The following is a 21415-nucleotide window of genomic DNA, read 5'->3' on the forward strand; positions in this document are numbered from 1 at the left end:
CGTTCCCAACAAAGGCGCAGAGACGGAGAGCAGCGGATGTCAGAGCAGATCGAAGAGCTGGATCCGGCGGCCTCCCCTGAAGAGCGTGCCGAGGCCTATGTGCTCGACCGGAAAGCCGTGGCCGCGATCCTTGAGACGGTAGAGGCCAACGATCAGGCGCATCTGACCCAACTGATGGAGCCGCTGCACGCGGCGGATATCGCCGACCTTCTTGAGCAGATCGACGAGGACGACCGCGCCGCCTTGATCCGGCTTTACGGGCAGGAGTTCGACGGGGAAATCCTGTCGGAACTCGACGAGTCGGTCCGCGAGGAAGTCATCAGCATCCTGACGCCGCAGGTTCTGACCCAAGCGGTGCGCGAGTTGGACAGCGACGATGTGGTCGACCTGATCGAAGATCTGGAAGACGCGCAGCAGGAAACCATCCTCGACGCGCTGGAAGAGACCGACCGCGTCGCGGTGGAACAGGCGCTGAACTGGCCCGAATATTCCGCCGGTCGTCTGATGCAGCGCGAGGTTGTCATGGCGCCAGAGCATTGGACGGTGGGTCAAGCCATCGACCATCTGCGCGCCACTAAGGAAGAAGACCTGCCGGATCAGTTTTATCACATCGTCATGGTCGACCCGCGCCTGCATCCGGTGGGCAATGTGACCTTGGGCAAGCTCATGCGCTCGCGCCGAGAAACACGGCTGGCGGATATTCTGGAAGAGACCTTTCAGATTATCCCTGCCATGCGCGATGAGGGCGATGTGGCCTATGCCTTCAACCAGTACCACCTGATTTCGGCCCCTGTCGTCGACGAGGAGGGGCGACTCATCGGGGTCATCACCATTGACGACGCCATGGCCGTGCTCGACGAAGAACACGAAGAAGACATCCTGCGACTGGCGGGTGTGGGCGAGGGGTCGCTTTCTGACCGGGTGACGGAGACGACAAAGCAGCGGCTGCCGTGGCTTGCGGTGAACCTTGTGACGGCGATTGCGGCTTCGGTGGTGATCTCGCAATTCGAGGCGGCGATTGCGCAGATCGTGGCGCTGGCCGTGTTGATGCCGATCGTGGCCTCAATGGGCGGCAACGCGGGCACGCAGAGCTTGACGGTGGCGGTGCGCGCCATCGCGACCAAAGACCTCACCGGCTCCAACGTATGGCGGGTGATCCGGCGCGAGGTCTTGGTGGGGTTGGTCAACGGGCTGATATTTGCGGTGATCATGGGCATTGTCGGCGTGCTCTGGTTCGGCTCGCCGGGGCTGGGCTATGTCATCGCCACGGCGATGGTGATCAACCTCGTGGTGGCGGGGCTTGCGGGCACCGGCATCCCGATCTTGCTGGAGCGGTTCGGGGTGGACCCGGCGCTCGCCTCGGGCGCGTTTGTGACGACGGTGACGGATGTGGTGGGCTTTTTCGCCTTCCTCGGCCTTGCCGCCTTGGTGCTGTTGTGAGCGATTGCGCCGCCCGGAAGGCCGAGGCGCGCAAAGCGGCCTTTGCCCGCCGTAAGCCTTTGTTCGAACAGGCGAATGCGGCGCAGGCGGGCTATCTTTCCGAGGTTTTGGCGGGCTACCGCGGCGTGCCGCTGTCGGGTTTCATGCCGATCCGAACGGAGATTGATCCGCGCCCCGCCATGGCCGAGGCTTGCGCCCATGGTCCTGTCGGCGTGCCAGTGATCGAAAAGCCGAACCACCCTCTGTCCTTTGCCCGTTGGACCCCCGAGACAGCGATGGTGCCGGGCACCTTTGGCGCGATGATCCCCGCTGAGCCCGATTTTTTCGAGCCTGAGATCGTGATCGTGCCGCTTTTGGCCTTCAACCGCGCGGGCGGGCGGCTGGGCTATGGCGGCGGCTTTTATGACCGTACGCTGGCGATGCTGCGTGCGCGGCGGGCCACGCTGGCCATTGGCTTTGCTTTCGCGGGGCAAGAGTGGGACGACATCCCGCTGGAAGACACCGACGCGCCGCTCGATCTAATCGTGACCGAGGCCGGGGTGATCGAGGTGACGCCGGGCCAGCCTCCGTCCCGAGCGGAATAAGGGTTGCCGCCAAGCCGCGCGCGTCCTAGTCCATGGGCATGAAGATTTTGTTTCTTGGCGATGTGATGGGCCGGGCCGGACGGCGGGCGATCACCGAAAATCTGGCGCGGCTGCGGCGCGACTGGAAGCTCGATTTCATTGTGGTTAACGGCGAGAATGCGACCGGCGGCATGGGGCTTTCGGGCGCACATGCCAAGACGCTGCTCGATGCTGGGGCCGATTGTCTGACCCTTGGCGATCACGCTTTCGACCAGAAAGACATGCTCAGCTTTATCGAGCAGGAGCCGCGGGTGATCCGCCCGCTGAACTTCTCCAAATCCGCGCCGGGCAAGGGGGCTAAACTCTTCACGGCGCAGAACGGCAAGAAGGTTCTGGTGACCCAAGCGCTTGGGCAGGTCTTTATGAAACGGCCCTTCGATGACCCTTTCTCGGCGCTGGAGCCGGTGTTGAAAACCCATCCTTTGGGCGGCATGGCGCAGGCGATCATTGTCGATATGCACTGCGAAGCCACGAGTGAGAAGATGGCCATGGGCCATTGGTGCGACGGGCGGGCGAGCCTTGTGGTCGGCACCCATACCCATGTGCCGACGGCGGATGCGATGATCCTGCCGGGCGGGACGGGCTACTTGAGCGATGCCGGCATGTGCGGCGATTATCATTCGGTGATCGGCATGGATAAGGCCGAGCCGCTGCGCCGTTTCATCACCGGCATGCCGCGCGAACGTTTCACCCCCGCCAATGGCGAGGCGACCCTGTCGGGCGTCTATATCGAGACTGACGACCGCACGGGCCGCGCCACGCGGATCGTCCCGGTGCGTGAGGGCGGTGCCCTTCAGGCCAGCGCCCCTTAAGACCGGCAAGGCGCGGCCCGCGCGTCGCGCTTGCACCGAGGGCGGCAATCGGCGTAACTGGACAACGGCCTTTTGCCCGAATGACAGGTTCTTGATGGAATTTTTCAGCTTCTCTCCGATGGAGACGGCGGTGCTGACCCTCGTGGTCGTCGGCATGATGTTCGTGCTTTTCCTGCGCGAAGCCTTTCCGACCGAAGTGGTCGCCATCGCCGGGGCGGCCTTGCTGCTGGCGCTTGGCGTGCTGCCCTATGACGACGCGCTTGAGGTGCTTTCAAACCCCGCGCCTTGGACCATCGCGGCGATGTTCATCATCATGGGGGCCTTGGTCCGCACCGGCGCGCTGGATGTCTTGACGCGACTGGCCGAACGTTCGGCCAAGACGCATCCCAAAACGGCGGTGGCGGGGGTGATCTTGTCGGTCATGGCGGCCAGTGCGATCATGAACAACACCCCCGTGGTGGTGGTGATGATCCCGGTGGTGGTGCAGTTGACCCGCACGTTGAACACCAAAGCCTCCAAGCTGTTGATACCGCTCAGCTATGCCGCGATCATGGGCGGCTCTCTGACGCTGATCGGCACCTCGACCAACCTGTTGGTCGACGGTGTGGCGCGGTCGCAGGGCATGGCCCCTTTCGGCATTTTCGAGATCCTGCCCGTGGGCCTTGTGGTCTGCGCTTGGGGCTTGCTCTACATGCTACTTTTCGCCGACCGGCTGCTGCCCGCGCGCGACAGCATGGCGAATATGCTCTCTGACCGCTCCAAGATGAAATTCTTTACCGAGGCAGTGATCCCGCCTGAAAGCAACCTGATTGGCCGCGAAGTGTTGGACGTGCAGCTTTTCAAACGCGAGGGCGTGCGGCTGATCGACGTGGTGCGGGGCGACGATTCATTGCGCCGCAACCTCAAAGGAGTCGCGCTTCAGGTGGGCGACCGTGTCGTGCTGCGCACCCAGATGACCGAGCTTCTCAGTCTGCAAAACAACAAGGAGTTGCGCCGGGTCGACCAGCTGTCGGCGGTGGAGACCACGACCGTCGAAGTGCTGATCACCCCGGTTGCCGGATGGTGGGGCGCAGCTTGGGCTCCATGCGGCTGCGGCGGCGCTATGGAGTCTATCCGCTGGCGGTGCATCGGCGGAACCAGAACATCGGCCAGCAGCTTGATCAGTTGATCGTCAAGGTTGGCGATACGCTGCTGCTGGAAGGGGCTGCCGAGGATATCCAGCGGCTGGCGAGCGAGATGAACCTTGTCGATGTGACCCAACCCTCGGCCCGGGCGTTCCGCCGGGGGCATGCGCCGATTGCCATTGCCGCTCTCGTGGGGATCGTGGCGCTGGCGGCCTTCAACGTGGCGCCGATCCTCCTGCTGGCGGTGATCGCCGTGGCCGTGGTGCTGGTGACGGGCTGTATCGACGCGGAGGAAGCTTTCTCTTTCGTCGAGGGGCGTCTGCTGGCGCTGATCTTTGCCATGTTGGCCGTTGGCGCGGCCTTGCAGAACTCCGGCGCGATCACGCTGATCGTCGACAATATCGCGCCGGGGCTGGCGCAATTGCCGCCGTTTTTCATCATCTTGGCGGTGTTCCTGCTGACCACGACGCTGACCGAGATCGTCAGCAACAATGCCGTGGCGGTGATTATGACGCCGATTGCCATCAGCCTCAGCACCGCGCTTGGCATGGACCCGCGCCCGCTGGTGGTGGCGGTGATGATCGCGGCCTCCTGCGCCTTTGCCACGCCCATCGGCTATCAGACCAACACGCTGGTTTACGGGCCGGGGGCTATCGCTTCACCGATTTCATGCGCATCGGAATCCCGCTGAACCTGAGCATGTCGGTGCTGGTCAGCGCGGTGATCCCGCTCATTTGGTAGCTTAGGCGCTGCGCGGCACGTCGGACTGGGCGACGATTGCGTCAAAGCCCGCTTGCGCCTCAAGGAAGTTGCGGGTCAGCGGGGCGGTGAGTTCGGATTGGTCCGAGAAATAGGCCCCGACCCGACAGATATGCGCCGCGAATTCAGGATGCACCCCGGCGTCGTCATAGCGCCGGATGCGGTCTTTGCTGAGCCAGCCACGTTTCTTGGCCTCTTTGCTGATCAGTTTGAGCCGCTGCACCGCGTGGAAGGTCAGGTAGACCGAGAGGTAATCGAGGTAGTCGGGCAGGGCGATGCCGCAGGTCGGATCGAAGGCGTCGATCACCACATCCACCATATCCGGCGGGGCGATGGGCCATGCCTCATCCCCGATCAGCCAAGCGATGTCTTCGGCCCCGTGGCGCAGCCCGGCATATTCAAAGTCGAACCAGCGCAGCTTGTCATCCCGGCCAATCGCGGCATTGCCTGAGCGGCAGTCCCATTTGACGAATTGCCGCGCCGGGGCGTTGATGCGCTCATAGGCGGCAGTGCGGTCGAACTGGTCCGAGATGCCGCCGCCGAGGTCTTTTAGAAAATCCACCGCATCGACAAAGTTCAGCACCCAGTCGCGGTTGTTGCCCAGATGCGGCATGATCGCGTTCAACTCGGTCTGGCGCGCGGCGCCGTGGATGCGGAAGATGGCTGAGACGGCCTCGGCTGCGAGGTCAAGCTGTTCGGCGCGTTCCACCCGCGCGACCTCAACGTTGAGGCGGCGTTTGCCGACATCGGATTGGAACATGATCTCGCCGACCACGCCCAGACATTCGGGCAGGTCGCTGCAGTAGCGACCAAGCTCGGTCAGCACATGCGCTTCGAGATGGGTGCGGCGGAAGTTCGGGCGCAGCGTGGCGATCACCGTGCGGTCGGTCAGATGCAGCCGAAAGCTCGACCGGTTTTCGCCGCCCGGCGCCGATACCCGCGCCACATCTTGCCCGAAATGCTTGCGCGCCGCCGCGACGATCTGGGCCTGAGCGCTTTGTTCCTTGGGTCGTGCCATGAGGCCTCCGCTGGTGTTTTCGCCTGTCTAGGTCGGCTGGCTGACGAGGGTACGGCGGGTTTTGGGCAAAACAAAGGCAATTTCCACCTATCCCGGCGGGAGTGATTCGCACCCCATCAGCGCATTTGATCTATACGAAAGAACAATGCCCTCTCGGGGTATCGCACTGTTTCGATTTGGCGCGCTTTGTCAGCCCAATTTACCCAAAAAATGGAAAGAATTTGGCGGAAATAGGCGCCGCTGCTAGGTTCACAGGTCAGTGGGGGACGCGGCGCTGCAAAACGGCCGCGGCTGCAAATGCATATGAGGGATTGGCGTCATGGGTTACAGATTCTCGAAGGGTTGGAACAGCAAGGACAATAGCTGGTCCACCGGCGGCGAAGCGGGCAGCGGTTGCGGTGCCAGCGGAACGAAGTCCTATCACAACGGCGGGGTAGAGGGCTCCTCCTTCGCGAAGTGGTATGACGCGCACCTGGCCGGGAAGTTCGAAGGGAATGATGACGGCAAAGGCTCCGGTTCGGGTGGGACCAAGGGGTCTGGCTCTGGCGGTACGAAGGGAGGCTCCGGCTCTGGCGGCACGAAGGGTTCCGGTTCGGGCGGCACGAAGGGCTTCGGCTCGGGTGGCACGAAGGGCTCCGGCTCGGGTGGCACGAAGGGCTCCGGCTCTGGCGGTACGAAGGGCTCCGGCTCCGGTGGCACAAAAGGTTCCGGTTCGGGCGGCACGAAGGGCTCCGGTTCGGGTGGCACGAAGGGTTCCGGCTCTGGCGGTACGAAGGGTTCCGGTTCGGGTGGCACGAAGGGTTCCGGTTCCGGCGGCACGAAGGGCTCCGGCTCGGGTGGGACCAAGGGCTCCGGTTCCGGCGGCACGAAAGGCTCCGGTTCTGGAGGCACGAAAGGTTCCGGCTCCGGCGGTACCAAGGGTTCCGGTTCTGGCGGCACGAAGGGCTCCGGCTCTGGTGGTACGAAGGGCTCCGGCTCCGGCGGCACGAAGGGCTCCGGCTCTGGTGGTACGAAGGGCTCCGGCTCCGGCGGCACGAAGGGCTCCGGCTCTGGTGGTACGAAGGGCTCCGGCTCCGGCGGCACGAAGGGCTCCGGCTCAGGTGGAACGAAGGGTTCCGGCTCTGGCGGTACGAAGGGTTCCGGTTCTGGTGGCACCAAGGGCTCTGGTTCTGGCGGTACCAAGGGCTCCGGCTCTGGCGGCACCAAAGGTTCCGGCTCTGGCGGCACAAAAGGCTCCGGCTCTTGCGGCACTAAGGGGTCTGGCTCGGGTGGTACGCAAGGGGGGCATACCGGTGGCGACGATAAGTCCGTTCTTAATTTCCTGATGGGAGAGAGTGGGGAGATCACAATCGCCGTCACGGAAACGCCGGAGGGGCAGTTGCACTTCAACCTTTCGCCCACTGATCCCGAAGCGGAATCCCACGCTGACATCAACGGGCTTTTCTTCAATGTGACTGATGGCAGCGCAATCGAAGAACTGAACTTCTTCCCTGATGTGAACGCCGAAGGCTATCACCTGACGGATGTGAAGGCCGTGGATGACGGTGTCGACGGTTTCGTGGGTGGTCCTCAAGCGGGGGGCAGCTTCGATGTGGGTCTGCAGTTCGGCACGACCGCTGACAGTTCCGATGATGAGGTCACAAGCACGAACTTCACCCTATGGACCTATCCCGGCTCGCTGTCTTTCGAAGATATCGATCTGAGCGGCATGCGGGTTGTGGTGGACTCGGATGAGAGCGGCGGCGAGGTGCTTGAGGTGTCCGGTATGGTCGACCCTGACATGGAGGACCCCGAGGCCGATACCTCCGACCCCGCGAGCGCCCTCATGGACGCGCTGACCCTCACCTCCGTGCCGGAGGAAGAAGACGAAGGGGGCGACACCTGCGAGGATGACGCCTTCGACATGGCCTAAGGGGCCGTCAATATAAAAACTAAAGGCGCGTCCCTCGGGGCGCGCCTTTTGCTTGGCGGGCGTCGCCCTCAGCGCCCGCGCATCCAAAGGACGAAGGGCAGGGCCACCAGATACATCGTGATGCCATAGACCGCCGAGGGCAGAGCATAGGCGCTGAACCCCGACGCTTGGCCTGAGATCAACCCGGCGAGGGTGATGCCGAGCGTCGCGTTCTGGATGCCCACTTCGATCGAGATCGTCTTGCGCGTCTGCCACGCCAGACCAGCCGCTGCGGCAATGCCCAGCCCCAGCAACATCAGCGCCGCGTTCATGCTGATGAGCGCGGGACCAAGCCGGGCGAGATTCTCGGTGAAAACGCTCCAATTCCCGGCCAATGCGGCGAGGACAATCAGCACAAAGAGCAGCGCGGCGAGGGCGGAGAGGCCCGGCTCGATCCGCGCGGCAAAGCCGGGGGCGAGGTGGCGCAGGGCAAGCCCAAGCGCCACGGGCAGGGTGGTGATCACGAACATCGCCACCGCCAGCGCCGCGACCGAAACATCCGGCGCGGCATCGCCCATGAAGTGCCGCACGGCGATGGCGGTGAAGACCGGCACGGTCAGGATGCTCAGAAGCGAGACCACTGCCGTCAAAGTCACCGAAAGCGCCACATCGCCCCGCGCGAATTTGCTGATCATATTCGAGGTCACGCCGCCCGGGCAGAATGAGAGGATCATCAGCCCGACGGCCAGTTCTCCGCGCAGGCCGAAGGCCATGGCCACCGCCCATGCGGCAGCGGGCACCAACACCACTTGGCAAAGCGCGCCCAAGGCAAAGGCGCGCGGGTATTTCGCCACGCGGGTGAAGTCTGGGACCGTGAGGCCCACCCCCAGCGACAGCATGATGATCGCCAATGACAGCGGCAGTACGACGTTGATCAGAATGTCCATTTGTCCCCCCAAAGCTGATCTTCAGCCTAGGGGCGGCAAATATGCTCTGGCAAGTCCGACGCGCGGGGCGGCGATTAAAGCGGCCAGAAGAACAGGATCGCGGGGATCGACACGGCGACGACGATGATCTCCAGCGGCAGCCCCATGCGCCAATAGTCGCCAAAGGAATAGCCGCCGGGGCCGAGGATCAGCGTGTTGTTCTTATGCCCGATCGGCGTCAGGAAAGCCGAAGAGGCCGCCACCGCCACCGCCATCAAAAACGGGTCAGGGGAGACGCCGAGCGACTGCGCCATCTGGATGCCCACGGGGGCCGCGACGATGGTCGTCGCCGTGTTGTTGAGCACATCCGACAGCGACATGGTCACCACCATCAGCACCGTGAGGACCACCCAAGCGGGCAGCCCCTCGGTCAGCCCCACCAGCGCGCCCGCGATCAATTCGGTCCCGCCCGAAGTCTCTAGCGCCGCGCCGAGCGGAATCATGGAGCCTAACAGAACGATGACCGGCCATTCGATATGGGTGTAGAGTTCCGACAGCGGCACGATCTTGGCCAGCACATAGCCGACCACCACGATGCCAAGCGCGATGGGCAGGTAAATCAGCCCGAAGGAGGCCGCCGCCACGGCCCCCGCGAACATCGCGATGGCAAGCCAAGTCTTGCTGTCTTGCGTCACCGCAAGACCCCGGTCGGCCAGCGGCAGCACGCCCAGCCAGTCGGTGACATGGGCCACCGTGTCGCGCGGGACCAGCAGCAACAGGATGTCCCCCGGTTTCAGCTCAGTCGTGCGCAGTTGCGAGGTGATCTTGCGGCCCTGTCGCGACAGGCCCAGCAGCACCGTGCGCTGCCGCCACGACAGGCCCACCGCCTGCGCCGTGCGCCCGTTGAGCCGCGAGCCATCGGTCACCACGACCTCGACAATCTCGACCCCGTCACCATCGGCCAGCAGCAGGTCTTCGCGATCCCGGTCAGCCAGCGCGAGGTTGAGCGTGCTGCGAAATTCGTCCAGCGCGTCGGGCGTGGCTTCGAGCACGATCGCATCTCCGGCTTGCAGCACCACGTTGCGCGCCGTGCCATAGCGCCGCTTGCCGTCGCGCATCAGCCCCAAGATCGCCACATCGGCGCGATGCGCCTCTTCTTGCAACTCGGCCAGCCGTTTGCCGATCTGTTTGTTGCCCTCGGGCACGGTCAGCTCGGCGATATATTGAGCGATGTCCTCGGCCTCGATCATGGCGTCTTCGCGGGCGGGGATCAGCCGCCAGCCGATCAGCGCGACAAAGATCAGCCCCGCAATGGCGGCCAACCCGCCGACGGGGGCGAAGTCGAACATCTTGAAAGGCGCGCCCAAGGATTCCTGCCGGATGGAGGCGATGATGATATTGGGCGGCGTGCCGATCAGCGTGGCCATGCCGCCAAGGATGGTGGCGAAACTGAGTGGCATCAGGCTCAGCCCCGGCGCGCGGCCTGCCTTGCGTGCGGTCTGGATGTCGACCGGCATCAGCAGGGCCAAGGCGGCGACGTTGTTCATAAAGGCCGACAGCACCCCGCCCACGGCGCCCATCATGGTGATATGCGCGCCCAAGCTGCGCGAACTGTCGACCAATGTGCGGGTGATCAGCATCACCGCGCCCGAACGGACCAACCCAGCCGAAACCACCAAGACCAGCGCCACGATCAGGGTGGCCGGATGGCCGAAACCGTCAAAGGCGTTTTCCGTGGGCACCACCCCCAGCACCACGCCGAGCATCAGCGCCCCGAAGGCCACGATGTCATAGCGAAACCGCCCCCAGAGCAGCAGAGCAAAGACCGCGCCGAAGAGGGTGAAAAGGATGATCTGATCAGTGGTCATATATCCGGTCTAACGTGGTTGCCCCATCGGCGGAAAGGTAAGCACAGGCCGGGTGGCTTGTTCCAGCGGTGATGCTGGCATATAGAGTGGCGCAAACGCATTGCCAGAACGAGGTATTCATGGCCGGTCACTCCAAATGGGCAAACATCCAGCATCGCAAGGGCCGTCAGGACAAGCTGCGCGCCAAGGTGTTTTCCAAACTCTCCAAGGAAATCACCATCGCGGCCAAGATGGGCGACCCCGACCCGGACAAGAACCCGCGTCTTCGTCTGGCGGTGAAAGAGGCCAAGGGCCAGTCCATGCCCAAGGACAACATCGAACGCGCCATCAAGAAGGCCGTGGGCGGTGAGGGCGAAGATTACGAAGAAATCCGCTATGAGGGCTATGGCCCCAATGGCGTGGCCGTGATCGTCGAGGCGATGACCGACAACCGCAACCGCACCGCTTCGACCGTGCGCTCGACCTTCACCAAGAACGGCGGCAATCTGGGCGAGACCGGTTCGGTCGGCTTCATGTTTGAGCGCAAGGGCGAGGTGATCTACCCGGCTTCCGTGGGCGACGCCGACACCGTGATGATGGCCGCGATCGAAGCGGGCGCTGAAGACGTGGAAAGCTCCGAGGACGGTCACGTGGTCTATTGCGCCGACACCGATCTCAACGATGTGTCGACCGCGCTTGAGGCCGAATTGGGCGAGTCGGAATCGACCAAGCTGATCTGGCGTCCGACCACCACCACCGAGATGGATCTCGAGAACATGGAAAAGCTGATGAAGCTGATCGATGCGCTTGAGGAGGATGACGACGTGCAGCGCGTCACCACCAATTTCGAGGCCTCCGACGAGGTTATGTCGCAGCTTTAACGCGGCATTTGCACCAGCGCCTCGCGCGCCGCGGCCCTTATGGCGGCGGTGAGCGGGGCCAGCGCGGGCGCCATGATCCGCGCCACCTGCCAGTAAAGCGGCACGTCCAGCGGCAGCGCCTCGTCCAGTGACACGAGCCGCCCCGCCGCCATATCCTCGGCCACCAGCGGTGTGGGGTTCATCCCCCAGCCCAGCCCTTGCCGCGCTGCTGCGACAAAGCCGTGGCTTGAGGGCAGATGGTGGCTTGGCGGGGTCAGCCGTTGCCCGGTCTTTCGCATCAACCATCGCCCTTGCAGTTGATCCTTATGATCGAAGGTGAGCATCGGCGCGCGGGCCAGTGCCTCGGTCGTGACGCCTTCGGCAAACCACGTCTCGCGATAAGCGGGGCTGGCAGTGGCATGGTAGCGCAGCGCCCCCAAGGGCAGCACGTCGCAGCCCGGTGCCGCGCGGGCTTGCCCCGTCACCGCCGCGCTGACCTCCCCCCGACGCAGCCAATCGGCAGAGGTGTCTTGGTCGTCGATCATCAGATCGAAAAGCATGTCGGGCACCTGCGCCAGCGCCGGGATCAGCCATGTGGCCAAGACATCCGCAGGCACCGCAAGGCGCAGCCGGGGCGGGGCAGTGGCATCGCCCGCGCCAAGCGCCTGCGCTTCGAGCAGGGCCACATCTTCCGCATGTTTGGCAAGACGCTGGCCCATGGGCGTGCCGGTGCAGGGCTGGCCGCGCAGAACGAGGGTGGCCCCCACACGATCCTCCAGCGCCTTCACCCGTTGCGAGATTGCCGAGGGGGTCACCCCCAGCACCGCCGCCGCGGCATCAAAACTGCCGAGCCGCAGGATATGGGCCAATGCGGTTAGCTGCGCGCTGTCGAGCTGCATAAGATTTGCTAATCCTGATGTAGACTATTAAATTTGAGTAATCTGAACCTCCGGGTTAGGCAAAGGCAACCCATGTTATAGGACGCCTTTAATGTTCACCTCACTCCTTCCCGGCTTCGCCCTCAGCCTCACCCTCATCATGGCCATCGGGGCGCAGAATGCCTTTGTCTTGCGCCAAGGGCTGCGCCGCGAACATGTGCTGCCGGTGGTGCTGGTCTGCGCTGCCTCGGATGCGGTGTTGATCATGTCGGGGGTCGCGGGTTTTGGCGCGCTGGCCGAGGCGGCCCCGTGGTTCGGACCGCTGATGCGCTATGGCGGCGCGGCCTTCCTGCTGTGGTACGGCTGGCGCAACGCGGTTTCCGCATGGCAGGGCGGGGAGGCGCTGGAGGTCGAGGGGCAATCCACCCGCAGCCTGCGCAAGGCGATCCTGACGCTGCTGGCGCTGACGTGGCTGAACCCGCATGTCTACCTCGACACCTTGGTGCTGCTCGGCTCAATCTCGGCGCAATATCCGGACCGGCTCAGCTTTGGCATCGGGGCGGTGCTGGCAAGCTTCGTCTTCTTCTTCTCACTGGGCTATGGCGCGCGGCTGCTGGCGCCGCTCTTTGCCAGACCGCGCAGTTGGCAGGTCTTGGACGCCATCATCGCCGTGACCATGTGGGCGATTGCCATCAAATTGCTTGCGATGTGAATAAAAATGCCGCGTCCATCTTGCCCTTGGCAGCGCTTTGGGAAAGGGTCGCGGCATGACACACTCTCCCGCCACCACCCCCGACATCCCCGCTCCGCCCAACCGCCCGCTTGTCGGGGTCTTTTGGATGTTGGTGACGGGGGCCTGTTTCATAGGCGTGACCGCGCTGGTGAAATACATGGGGCCGCGGCTGCCTTCGGCAGAGGCCGCTTTCCTGCGCTACGCCATGGGGTTGGTCTTTGTCCTGCCGGTCCTGCGGTCGCTGCTGGCCACACCGGTGAGCCGGCGGCAATGGGGCTGTTCGGCATGCGGGGCCTGTGCCACGCAGGCGGGGTGATCCTGTGGTTCTACGCCATGACCCGCCTGCCCATCGCCGAGGTGACCGCGATGAACTACCTCGCGCCGATCTATGTCACCGTGGGTGCTGCGATCTTTCTGGGAGAGAAGCTGGCCGCGCGGCGCATCGTGGCGGTCTGTCTGGGGCTGGCGGGGCGGCGATCATCCTGCGGCCCGGTTTTCGCGAAGTCTCTACCGGGCATTTGGCGATGTTGCTGGCGGCGGTGGTCTTTGCCGGATCCTACCTCTTGGCCAAGGTGCTGGCGGATGAGGCGCGCCCGGTGATGATCGTGACGATGCTGTCGATCTTTGTGACCATCGGGCTGGCGCCCTTTGCCTTCGCCGTCTGGATCACGCCGACACCGCAGGAACTGTTGATCCTTGCCGGGGTCGCCTTTTTCGCGACGGCGGGTCATTTCACCATGACGCTGGCCTTTGCCGCCGCCCCGGTGACGGTGACGCAGCCGGTCACTTTCCTGCAATTGGTCTGGGCAACGATCCTCGGCGTGGTGGTCTTTGCCGAGCCGGTGGACCTCTGGGTCGTGCTGGGCGGGGCGGTGATCTTGGGCTCGGTCACCTTTATCACATGGCGTGAAGCGATGCTGAAACGGCAGGTTACGCCCCCCTCGCATGCGACGAAATTCTGACCTTTCGCCCAGCCGGGCGGTACTTGATTGACGAGTCAATAAAGATTCCCCTATCCTGAGGCGGTCAACACTGCCCCAAGGATCCGAATCCAATGCCCAAAGTCGGAATGGAACCCATTCGTCGCTCTGCGCTGGTCAAAGCCACCATCGCCGAGATTGGCGAGGCCCAGTCGCTGGATGTGACGGTGAGCCAGATCGCCAAGCGGGCAGGCATGTCGAGCGCGCTGGCGCATCATTACTTCGGCGGTAAGAACCAGATCTTTCTGGCGGCGATGCGGCACATCTTGTCGGAATATGCCGCCGGGGTCCGCGAACGTTTGGCCACGGCCCGCACGCCGCATGACCGCGCGGCGGCGATCATCGTGGCAAGTTTCGACGACACCGGCTTTCACCCCGGCACGATCAGCGCGTGGATGACACTCTACGCCCATGCCCGCACCAACCCCGAAACCCGGCGGCTGCTGACGGCCTATCAAAGCCGGTTGCGGTCCAACCTCACCCATGCGCTGCGCCCGATCAGCCCCCAGCCCGAAGGCGATGCCGACACTCTGGCGGCCCTGATCGATGGGCTTTACCTGCGCGCGGCGCTGTCGGATGGCGTCAGCGCGGCAGAGGCCATGACCCGCGCGCTCTATACGCTCGACCTGCTGCTCAAAGCTGGCCGTTGAACACCGCGGAGACGGGCGGCACCGCCGCGCTCCGCCTCTCTGAACACTCCTCGCCTCAGGCAAGAAAGTCCCTTTGATGTCCTATGATCCCCAACCCACCGCCAGCCACTTTATCGACGGCGCCTATGTCGAAGACACCAATGGCACGCCGATCCCGGTGATCTATCCCGCCACGGGCGAAAAGATCGCGACGGTCTATGCCGCCACGCCTCAGATCGTGGAGCAGGCCATCGCCTCGGCCCGCCGCGCGCAGGCCGCATGGGGCGCGATGAGCGGCACCGAGCGGGGCCGTATCCTGCGCCGCGCCGCCGACATGATCCGCGACCGCAACCACGACCTTTCGGTGCTGGAAACCCAAGACACCGGCAAACCCTATCAGGAGACCTCCGTCGCCGATGCCACCAGCGGCGCGGACGCGCTGGAGTATTTCGGCGGCCTCGCCGGCAGCCTGACCGGCGAGCATATCCAGCTTGGCGAAGACTGGGTCTACACCCGGCGCGAGCCCTTGGGCGTCTGTGTCGGCATCGGCGCGTGGAACTACCCCACGCAGATCGCCTGCTGGAAGGCCGCTCCCGCGCTGGCCTGCGGCAATGCGATGATCTTCAAACCGTCCGAGACCACGCCGCTCTGCGCGCTGAAAGTGGCCGAAATCTTGATTGGAGCCGGGCTGCCGGCGGGGCTCTTCAACGTGGTGCAGGGCATGGGCGAGGTCGGCCAGTCGCTGGTCACCGATGCCCGCGTCGACAAGGTCTCGCTCACCGGCTCGGTGCCCACGGGGCGCAAGGTCTATGCCGCCGCTGCCGAAGGCATCAAGCATGTGACGATGGAGCTTGGCGGCAAGTCGCCCCTGATCGTCTTCGAGGATGCGGATATCGACAATGCCGTCGGCGGCGCGATCCTCGGCAACTTCTACAGCTCCGGCCAGATCTGCTCGAACGGCACGCGGGTCTTCGTGCACCGCGACATCAAGGAGGCGTTCCTCGCACGGCTGTCCGAGCGGCTGGACAAGGCCGTGATCGGTGACCCGATGGACCCCGACACCAGCTTTGGCCCGATGGTCAGCGAGCGGCAGATGCAAATCGCGCTGGACTACATTGAGAAGGGCAAGGCCGAGGGCGCGCGGCTGGTCTATGGCGGGAGCCGCATCGAGCGCGAGGGGTTCTACATGCAGCCCACCGTCTTCGCCGATGTGAAAGACGACATGATCATCGCCCGCGAGGAGATCTTCGGCCCGGTCATGGCGGTGCTGGATTTCGAGGATGAAGCGGAGGTCATGGCGCGCGCCAACGCCACCGAGTTCGGCCTCGCCGCCGGTGTCTTCACCCGCGACCTTGCCCGCGCGCACCGCGTGGCGGCGGGGTTCGAGGCCGGGACCTGCTACATCAACAGCTACAACGACGCCCCGGTCGAAGCGCCCTTCGGCGGCATGAAGAACTCGGGCGTGGGCCGCGAGAACGCCAAGGCCGCGATCGAGCACTACAGCCAAGTGAAGTCGGTCTACGTGCGCATGGGCGATGTCGAGGCGCCCTTCTAAGGGGTGAATTTGCTGAGAGGTGCTTGAGGGATCAGCCTGATCCTCAAGTCACCTCGTCAATTCTGGGGAGCGATTCCCCACCGCCTCAAGGACAAGCCGCGCCTACGCGCGGTGCTGCGCATCCTTGACCCGGCGGGGAATCACGGAAGGAAGAGCTATGGAAGCTGAATTTGTCATCGTCGGCGCGGGCTCTGCGGGCTGCGCCATGGCCTACCGCTTGGCCGAGGCGGGTCGCAAGGTCATCGTCATCGAACATGGTGGCACCGACGCCGGGCCTTTCATCCAGATGCCCGCGGCGCTCAGCTATCCGATGAACATGCCGCGCTACGACTGGGGCTATAAATCCGAGCCCGAGCCGCATCTCAACAACCGCGAGCTGGTCTGCCCGCGCGGCAAGGTGATCGGCGGCTCGTCCTCGATCAACGGCATGGTCTACGTGCGCGGCCATGCCAAGGATTTCGACCATTGGGAGGAGTCCGGCGCGCGCGGCTGGTCCTACGCGGATGTACTGCCCTACTACAAACGCATGGAGACATGGCACGAGAACGGCCATGGCGGCGATGCGGCATGGCGCGGCAAGGACGGCCCGCTGCACGTCAGCCGCGGCCCGCGCGAGAACCCTCTTTTCGACGCCTTCGTGCAAGCCGGGGCGCAGGCGGGCTACCCGGTGACCCATGACTACAACGGCGAGCAGCAAGAGGGTTTCGGCCCGATGGAGCAGACCGTCTGGAACGGGCGGCGCTGGTCGGCGGCCAATGCCTATCTGCGTCCGGCGCAGAAGACCGGCAATGTCACCCTGATCCGTGCGCTGGCGCAGCGCGTGGTGATCGAAGAGGGGCGTGCCGTGGGTGTCGAGGTCAAGCGTGGCCGCGCGACGGAGGTGATCCGTGCCAGCCGCGAAGTGGTGCTGGCGGCGTCCTCGATCAACTCGCCGAAACTGCTGATGCTCTCGGGGGTCGGCCCTGCCGCGCATCTCGCCGACCATGGCATCGAGGTACTGGCCGACCGCCCCGGCGTGGGTCAGAACCTGCAGGACCATCTGGAGCTCTACATCCAGATGGCCTCGCGCCAGCCGATCACGCTCTACAAGCACTGGAACCTTTTGTCGAAGGCCGTCATCGGCGCGCAATGGCTGTTTACCAAGACCGGCATGGGCGCCTCGAACCAGTTCGAATCCGCGGCCTTCATCCGCTCGAAGCCCGGCGTAGAATACCCTGATATTCAATACCATTTCCTGCCCATTGCCGTGCGCTACGACGGGCAGGCGGCGGCCGAGGGGCATGGCTTTCAGGCGCACACGGGGCCGATGCGCTCCAAGTCGCGGGGCGAGATCACCCTGCGCTCCGCCGACCCGGCCGAGGCGCCGCGCATCCGTTTCAACTACATGTCCCATTCCGACGATTGGGAGGAGTTCCGCACCTGTATCCGCCTCACGCGGGAAATCTTCGCGCAGGATGCCTTCAAGCCCTTCGTCAAACACGAGATCCAGCCCGGAGAAGCGCTGCAATCGGACGCGGAGCTTGACGCTTTCATCGCCGAACACGCCGAAAGCGCCTATCACCCCTGCGGCACCTGCCGCATGGGGGCGGCGGACGATCCGGGCGCCGTGGTCGACCCGCAAGCGCGGGTGATCGGGGTCGAGGGGCTACGCGTGGCCGACAGTTCGATCTTCCCGCGGATCACCAATGGCAACCTCAATGCGCCCTCGATCATGGTCGGTGAAAAGGTCTCGGACCTGCTTCTGGGCCGCGATCCGCTGCCGCGCGCGAATGACGAACCATGGGTGCATCCGAACTGGCAGGTGGCGCAGCGTTGATCGTTAACCTGCCTTAACATCCTGTCTTGAAGGCCGCAGGGCAGGGCGTCATACCTGCCTCATGTTAAGGATTTGTTCACTTTTCGCCCTCAGTTTGACGCTGAGTATCGTGACTGGACCCGCAGGGGCGCAGACGGTCTCGGGCGTGGTCCGCGTGATCGACGGGGATACTTTCGATCTCGGCGGTACGCGCATCCGCTTGCATGGTATCGATGCGCTCGAATCCAGCCAGACCTGCGAGACAGAGGGCGGGCAGGCTTGGGCCTGCGGAGATTGGACAACGAGGGAGGTGCGCGACAGATACCAAGGGGCCAACGCGCGTTGTGAGGCACTGGACCGCGACCGCTATGATCGCATCGTCGCCCGCTGCCATGTGGGCGACGTTGACGTGGGGCAGGCGCTGGTGCGTGACGGGCTGGCCTTTGCCTATCGCAAATATTCGATGGACTATGATCTGGATGAGAAAGCCGCCTTTGTCGCAGGCCGTGGGATTCACGGGTTCAAGACGGTTTCCCCCGCCCGCTACCGCGTGACCCGCCGCAGCGGGTCCGAGCCTGCCCGGCCCGAGGGGAGCTGCCAGATCAAAGGCAATATCAGCGCCAAGGGGGTCAAGATTTACCATATGCCGGGGCAGGAATTTTACAGCCGCACCCGCATCAGCGCCCGCAAAGGCGAGCGTTGGTTCTGCTCCGAAGCCGAGGCCCGCGGCGCGGGTTGGCGGCGTGCGCGGCGCTGATCACTCCACCCGGTAGGGCAGGGTGTCGCGTAGATGCGGGTCGACCACCAACTGCCGCTCTAGCGGCGGAACGGAGCGTTGATGGCAATCCCGGCGCTCGCAAATCCGGCAGGAAATGCCAATTGGTTCAAAGGCATCGCTGCGGGTGACGTCCATCCCGTCGGCGTAGACCAGCGCGGGCGCATGGCGCACCTCGCAGCCGAGTGAGATCGCATAGCGCCGCACCGGCGCGCCAAACCGCCCCGCCGGTTTCGAGATGTCCCGCGCCAAACTGATATAGCGCACCCCATCCGGCGTCTCGGCCAATTGCCGAAGGAACCGCCCCGGCGTTTCAAAGGCGCGGTGGACGTTCCAAAGCGGGCAGGCGCCGCCGAAACGCGCGAATTGCAGCCGGGTCGCGGAATGGCGTTTGGTGATCGTGCCCGCCTGATCAACCCGGACGAAGAAAAAGGGCACTCCCTTCGCACCGGGCCGCTGCATCGTCGACAGCCGATGCGCCACCTGCTCGATCGAGGCACCGAAATGCCCGGCCAGCACCTCCAGATCATGGCGGCAATCCTGCGCCTTTTGCAAGAACCGCCCATAGGGCAACAGAGCCGCCCCGGCGAAGTAATTGGCCAGCCCAATCTTTGCGATATCCCGCGCCGCGGTGCTGTGGAAACGGGCGAGGTCCAGCGTCGCCTCCAGCAGCGCGTCTTGCTGGGTCAGCGCCACCTGCAGCAACATCTGAAAGGTCTGTGTCTCAGGCGCCGCACGGGCCGATAGATGCAGTACCTTGCGGGCGGGATCATAGGCGCGCAGCCGGTCGTCATCCTCAAAAACCACGCGCACCCCGGCACTCTCAAGCGCACGCGCCGCGGTCGCCCGCGTGTCACTGCCGCTGCCTTCGCGGGTCGCGAAATGCTCTGCCGCACGGTCGACGGCGTCGATGTAATTGTCGCAATAGTGAAAGAAATCCCGCACCTCTTCCCAAGGGGAGGGCATCGCGCGGGCGTCTTCACGCCCCAGGGCTTCGTCCAGCGAGGCCAGCCGTTCATGCACCTGTCGGTAGCTTTGATGCAGCGCGAGAAAGGCATGTGCCAGCCCCGGCGCGTTGGAGGCGGTGAGGCGCAGATCGGCCACCGGGGGTGCCTTTCCGGCGAAAATCGGATCGGCCAGCGCCTCGCGCAGATCGCTGACCAACCGCTCCCCATCGCCGCTGGAAAGCTCGGTCACATCCAACCTGAACTCCGACGCCAGAGCGAGCACGACATTGGTACTGACGGGCCGGTTGTTATTCTCCATCTGGTTGAGATAGGGCAAGGAGACGCCCAGCCGGGCGGCGAAGTCTTTCTGCGTCAGCCCCGCGCGGGTCCGGGTCTCACGCAGTTTCACACCGGCATAGAGTTTCTGGATCGCCATCCGCGCACCTTTGCAACTTTGCAGTTAGGTGCAGCCTAGCTTTGCAAAGCCGGGGCCACAAGCGCGGGGAGCGTGGGCCTAGAGGCCCAAAGCTTTCTCCCGCCGGATCACCACCCAGATGGAGGCGACCGAGGCGATGGCCGTCAGCAACATGAGCCACAACAGCGGATAGGCTCCGGTTTCAGGGGTGAGCAGGGCGCCCGCCAGCGCGCTCAAGGCCGCGCCGCCGACAATCATGATTGCCCCGCCCAGCCCGGAGGCCGTGCCCGCCAAATGCGGGCGCACCGACAGCATCCCGGCGGTGGCATTGGGGATGCAAAGCCCGTTGCCCAGCCCCACCAGCGTCATCAGCCCGAAAAAGCTGAGCGGAGAGCCGTAGCCCGCAAGAAAGATCAGCAGCGACACCGTGCCGCCCACGGCGTTGGAAATGCAGCCCCAAAGCACCAGCGTATTGACGCCGAAACGGGTCGCCGTCCGCGCGGTGACGAAGTTGCCGATGAAATAGCCAATTGCGGGCGCGCCGAAATAGAGGCCCAGCACCGCAGGCTCCATCCCGAAGACCACGGTGCCCACGAAGGGCGCGCCGCCGAGATAGGCAAAGAAGGCGCCCGAGCAAAAACCCGTGGCCAGCGCATAGCCCCAAAACCGCGGCGAGCGGAGCAACTCGGGGTATTCGCCGAACTGCTGCCGCAGCGATTTGCCGCTGGCCCGGGCGGTTTCGCCCAAATCCGCCCAAGCCACCCAAAAGACCAACCCGCCGAGGATCAGCATCGCCCAGAAGGAAGCCTGCCAGCCGAAACCCTGCTCCAGCAAACCGCCCAAGGCCGGGCTGATCATCGGCACCAGCGCCATGCCCATGGTGACATAGCCGATCATGGAGGCGGATTCGTCTTGAGTATAAAGGTCGCGGATCACCGCACGGCTCAGCACCATGCCCGTGGCGATCACAGCCTGCGCCATGCGAAACACCAGAAACACGGCGATGTTCGGCGCCAGCAGGCAGCCCACCGTGGCCACGAAGAAGATGCCCAAGCCCCAAAGCATCACCCGCCGCCGCCCGAGGTTGTCCGAAATCGGCCCGATGAAAATCTGCAGTATCCCACTGAAAAACAGGTAGAGCGGCACCGAAAGCTGGATCACCGCATAATCCGTGCCGAAATGCTCTGCCATCTTCGGCAGGCTGGGCAGAAAGATGTTCATGACCATGGCCGAAAGCCCGGCCAGCAGGATCAGCGTTGAGATATGGGGTGGGGTCGTCCGGTCTAAATACCGGACCCGGGGGATATCGCTCATGCAAATGCAAGTAGTCGGGGGCATGGGAAATGTCCATGTTAACTAGATTGTTTTGCAACTTTTCATTTTGCTTCGCAGTGTCTGTATTGATTTT

General features: G+C 64.1%; 16 protein-coding genes and 2 pseudogenes. 12 read left to right on the plus strand and 6 right to left on the minus strand.

Annotated elements, in window-relative coordinates:
- Positions 1–36 precede the first annotated feature (36 nt).
- The 4 genes and pseudogenes from mgtE to CUR85_RS11935 all read left to right on the plus strand — a co-directional run bounded on the left by mgtE (position 37) and on the right by CUR85_RS11935 (position 4740).
- On the plus strand, positions 37–1440 hold the full coding sequence (gene mgtE, locus CUR85_RS11920; protein WP_067267584.1) for a magnesium transporter: 1404 nt from the start codon (positions 37–39) through the stop codon (positions 1438–1440).
- Complete coding sequence (locus tag CUR85_RS11925) at positions 1437–2024, plus strand: 5-formyltetrahydrofolate cyclo-ligase (protein WP_067267586.1); 588 nt, start codon at positions 1437–1439, stop codon at positions 2022–2024. The genes mgtE and CUR85_RS11925 overlap by 4 nt, the downstream gene beginning before the upstream one ends.
- Positions 2025–2062: 38 nt before the next feature.
- Positions 2063–2875, plus strand: coding sequence for a TIGR00282 family metallophosphoesterase (locus CUR85_RS11930; RefSeq protein WP_067267593.1), 813 nt, complete (start codon positions 2063–2065; stop codon positions 2873–2875).
- A 94-nt stretch (positions 2876–2969) separates the two neighbouring features.
- Positions 2970–4740 (plus strand): annotated as a pseudogene (locus CUR85_RS11935) (SLC13 family permease).
- A gap of 1 nt (position 4741) precedes the next feature.
- On the opposite strand, the gene CUR85_RS11940 reads toward CUR85_RS11935, so the two are convergent.
- Positions 4742–5776: a hypothetical protein gene (locus CUR85_RS11940; protein WP_067267590.1), complete on the minus strand. Its 1035-nt coding sequence runs from the start codon at positions 5774–5776 to the stop codon at positions 4742–4744.
- 319 nt (positions 5777–6095) lie between these two features.
- On the opposite strand from CUR85_RS11940, the gene CUR85_RS11945 reads away from it, so the two are divergent.
- Positions 6096–7688, plus strand: coding sequence for a hypothetical protein (locus tag CUR85_RS11945; protein ID WP_247738177.1), 1593 nt, complete (start codon positions 6096–6098; stop codon positions 7686–7688).
- A 68-nt stretch (positions 7689–7756) separates the two neighbouring features.
- On the opposite strand, the gene CUR85_RS11950 is transcribed toward CUR85_RS11945, so the two are convergent.
- Together CUR85_RS11950 and CUR85_RS11955 are read right to left on the minus strand one after the other, a co-directional pair.
- A complete protein-coding gene (locus tag CUR85_RS11950) occupies positions 7757–8614 on the minus strand; it encodes a bile acid:sodium symporter family protein (protein ID WP_067263805.1) in 858 nt (285 codons plus the stop codon).
- Positions 8615–8688: 74 nt separating this feature from the next.
- Entirely contained in the window at positions 8689–10461 is a 1773-nt protein-coding gene (locus CUR85_RS11955) for an SLC13 family permease (RefSeq protein WP_067263803.1), read from the minus strand.
- Between the two features lie 119 nt (positions 10462–10580).
- Between CUR85_RS11955 and CUR85_RS11960 the strand changes: the two genes are divergently transcribed.
- The gene (locus CUR85_RS11960; RefSeq protein WP_067263809.1) at positions 10581–11321 is read left to right on the plus strand and encodes a YebC/PmpR family DNA-binding transcriptional regulator; all 741 of its coding nucleotides are present in this window, start codon (positions 10581–10583) and stop codon (positions 11319–11321) included.
- On the opposite strand, the gene CUR85_RS11965 is transcribed toward CUR85_RS11960, so the two are convergent.
- Positions 11318–12199, minus strand: coding sequence for a LysR family transcriptional regulator ArgP (locus tag CUR85_RS11965; protein ID WP_067263800.1), 882 nt, complete (start codon positions 12197–12199; stop codon positions 11318–11320). The genes CUR85_RS11960 and CUR85_RS11965 overlap by 4 nt on opposite strands.
- Before the next feature lie 91 nt (positions 12200–12290).
- On the opposite strand from CUR85_RS11965, the gene CUR85_RS11970 reads away from it, so the two are divergent.
- The 6 genes and pseudogenes from CUR85_RS11970 to CUR85_RS11995 all read left to right on the plus strand — a co-directional run bounded on the left by CUR85_RS11970 (position 12291) and on the right by CUR85_RS11995 (position 18627).
- Entirely contained in the window at positions 12291–12890 is a 600-nt protein-coding gene (locus CUR85_RS11970) for a LysE/ArgO family amino acid transporter (protein WP_067263799.1), read from the plus strand.
- 127 nt (positions 12891–13017) lie between these two features.
- Positions 13018–13873, plus strand: a pseudogene (locus CUR85_RS11975) (DMT family transporter).
- A 92-nt stretch (positions 13874–13965) separates the two neighbouring features.
- Positions 13966–14541: a choline-binding transcriptional repressor BetI gene (gene betI / locus CUR85_RS11980; protein WP_067263489.1), complete on the plus strand. Its 576-nt coding sequence runs from the start codon at positions 13966–13968 to the stop codon at positions 14539–14541.
- 76 nt (positions 14542–14617) lie between these two features.
- Positions 14618–16075 carry a betaine-aldehyde dehydrogenase gene (gene betB, locus CUR85_RS11985; protein ID WP_136720480.1) on the plus strand — a complete coding sequence of 486 codons (1458 nt, stop codon included), beginning with the start codon at positions 14618–14620 and terminating at the stop codon, positions 16073–16075.
- A 157-nt stretch (positions 16076–16232) separates the two neighbouring features.
- Positions 16233–17891 (plus strand): choline dehydrogenase, encoded by a 1659-nt coding sequence (betA, locus tag CUR85_RS11990; protein ID WP_067261655.1) that lies wholly within the window; start codon positions 16233–16235, stop codon positions 17889–17891.
- A gap of 109 nt (positions 17892–18000) precedes the next feature.
- A complete protein-coding gene (locus CUR85_RS11995; RefSeq protein WP_443069183.1) occupies positions 18001–18627 on the plus strand; it encodes a thermonuclease family protein in 627 nt (208 codons plus the stop codon).
- On the opposite strand, the gene CUR85_RS12000 is transcribed toward CUR85_RS11995, so the two are convergent.
- A complete protein-coding gene (locus CUR85_RS12000; RefSeq protein WP_067261653.1) occupies positions 18628–20028 on the minus strand; it encodes a helix-turn-helix domain-containing protein in 1401 nt (466 codons plus the stop codon).
- A gap of 78 nt (positions 20029–20106) precedes the next feature.
- A complete protein-coding gene (locus CUR85_RS12005) occupies positions 20107–21321 on the minus strand; it encodes a multidrug effflux MFS transporter (protein ID WP_067261651.1) in 1215 nt (404 codons plus the stop codon).
- Positions 21322–21415 lie beyond the last annotated feature (94 nt).

Source organism: Sulfitobacter faviae (assembly GCF_029870955.1).
Classification (GTDB): Bacteria; Pseudomonadota; Alphaproteobacteria; order Rhodobacterales; family Rhodobacteraceae; genus Sulfitobacter; species Sulfitobacter faviae.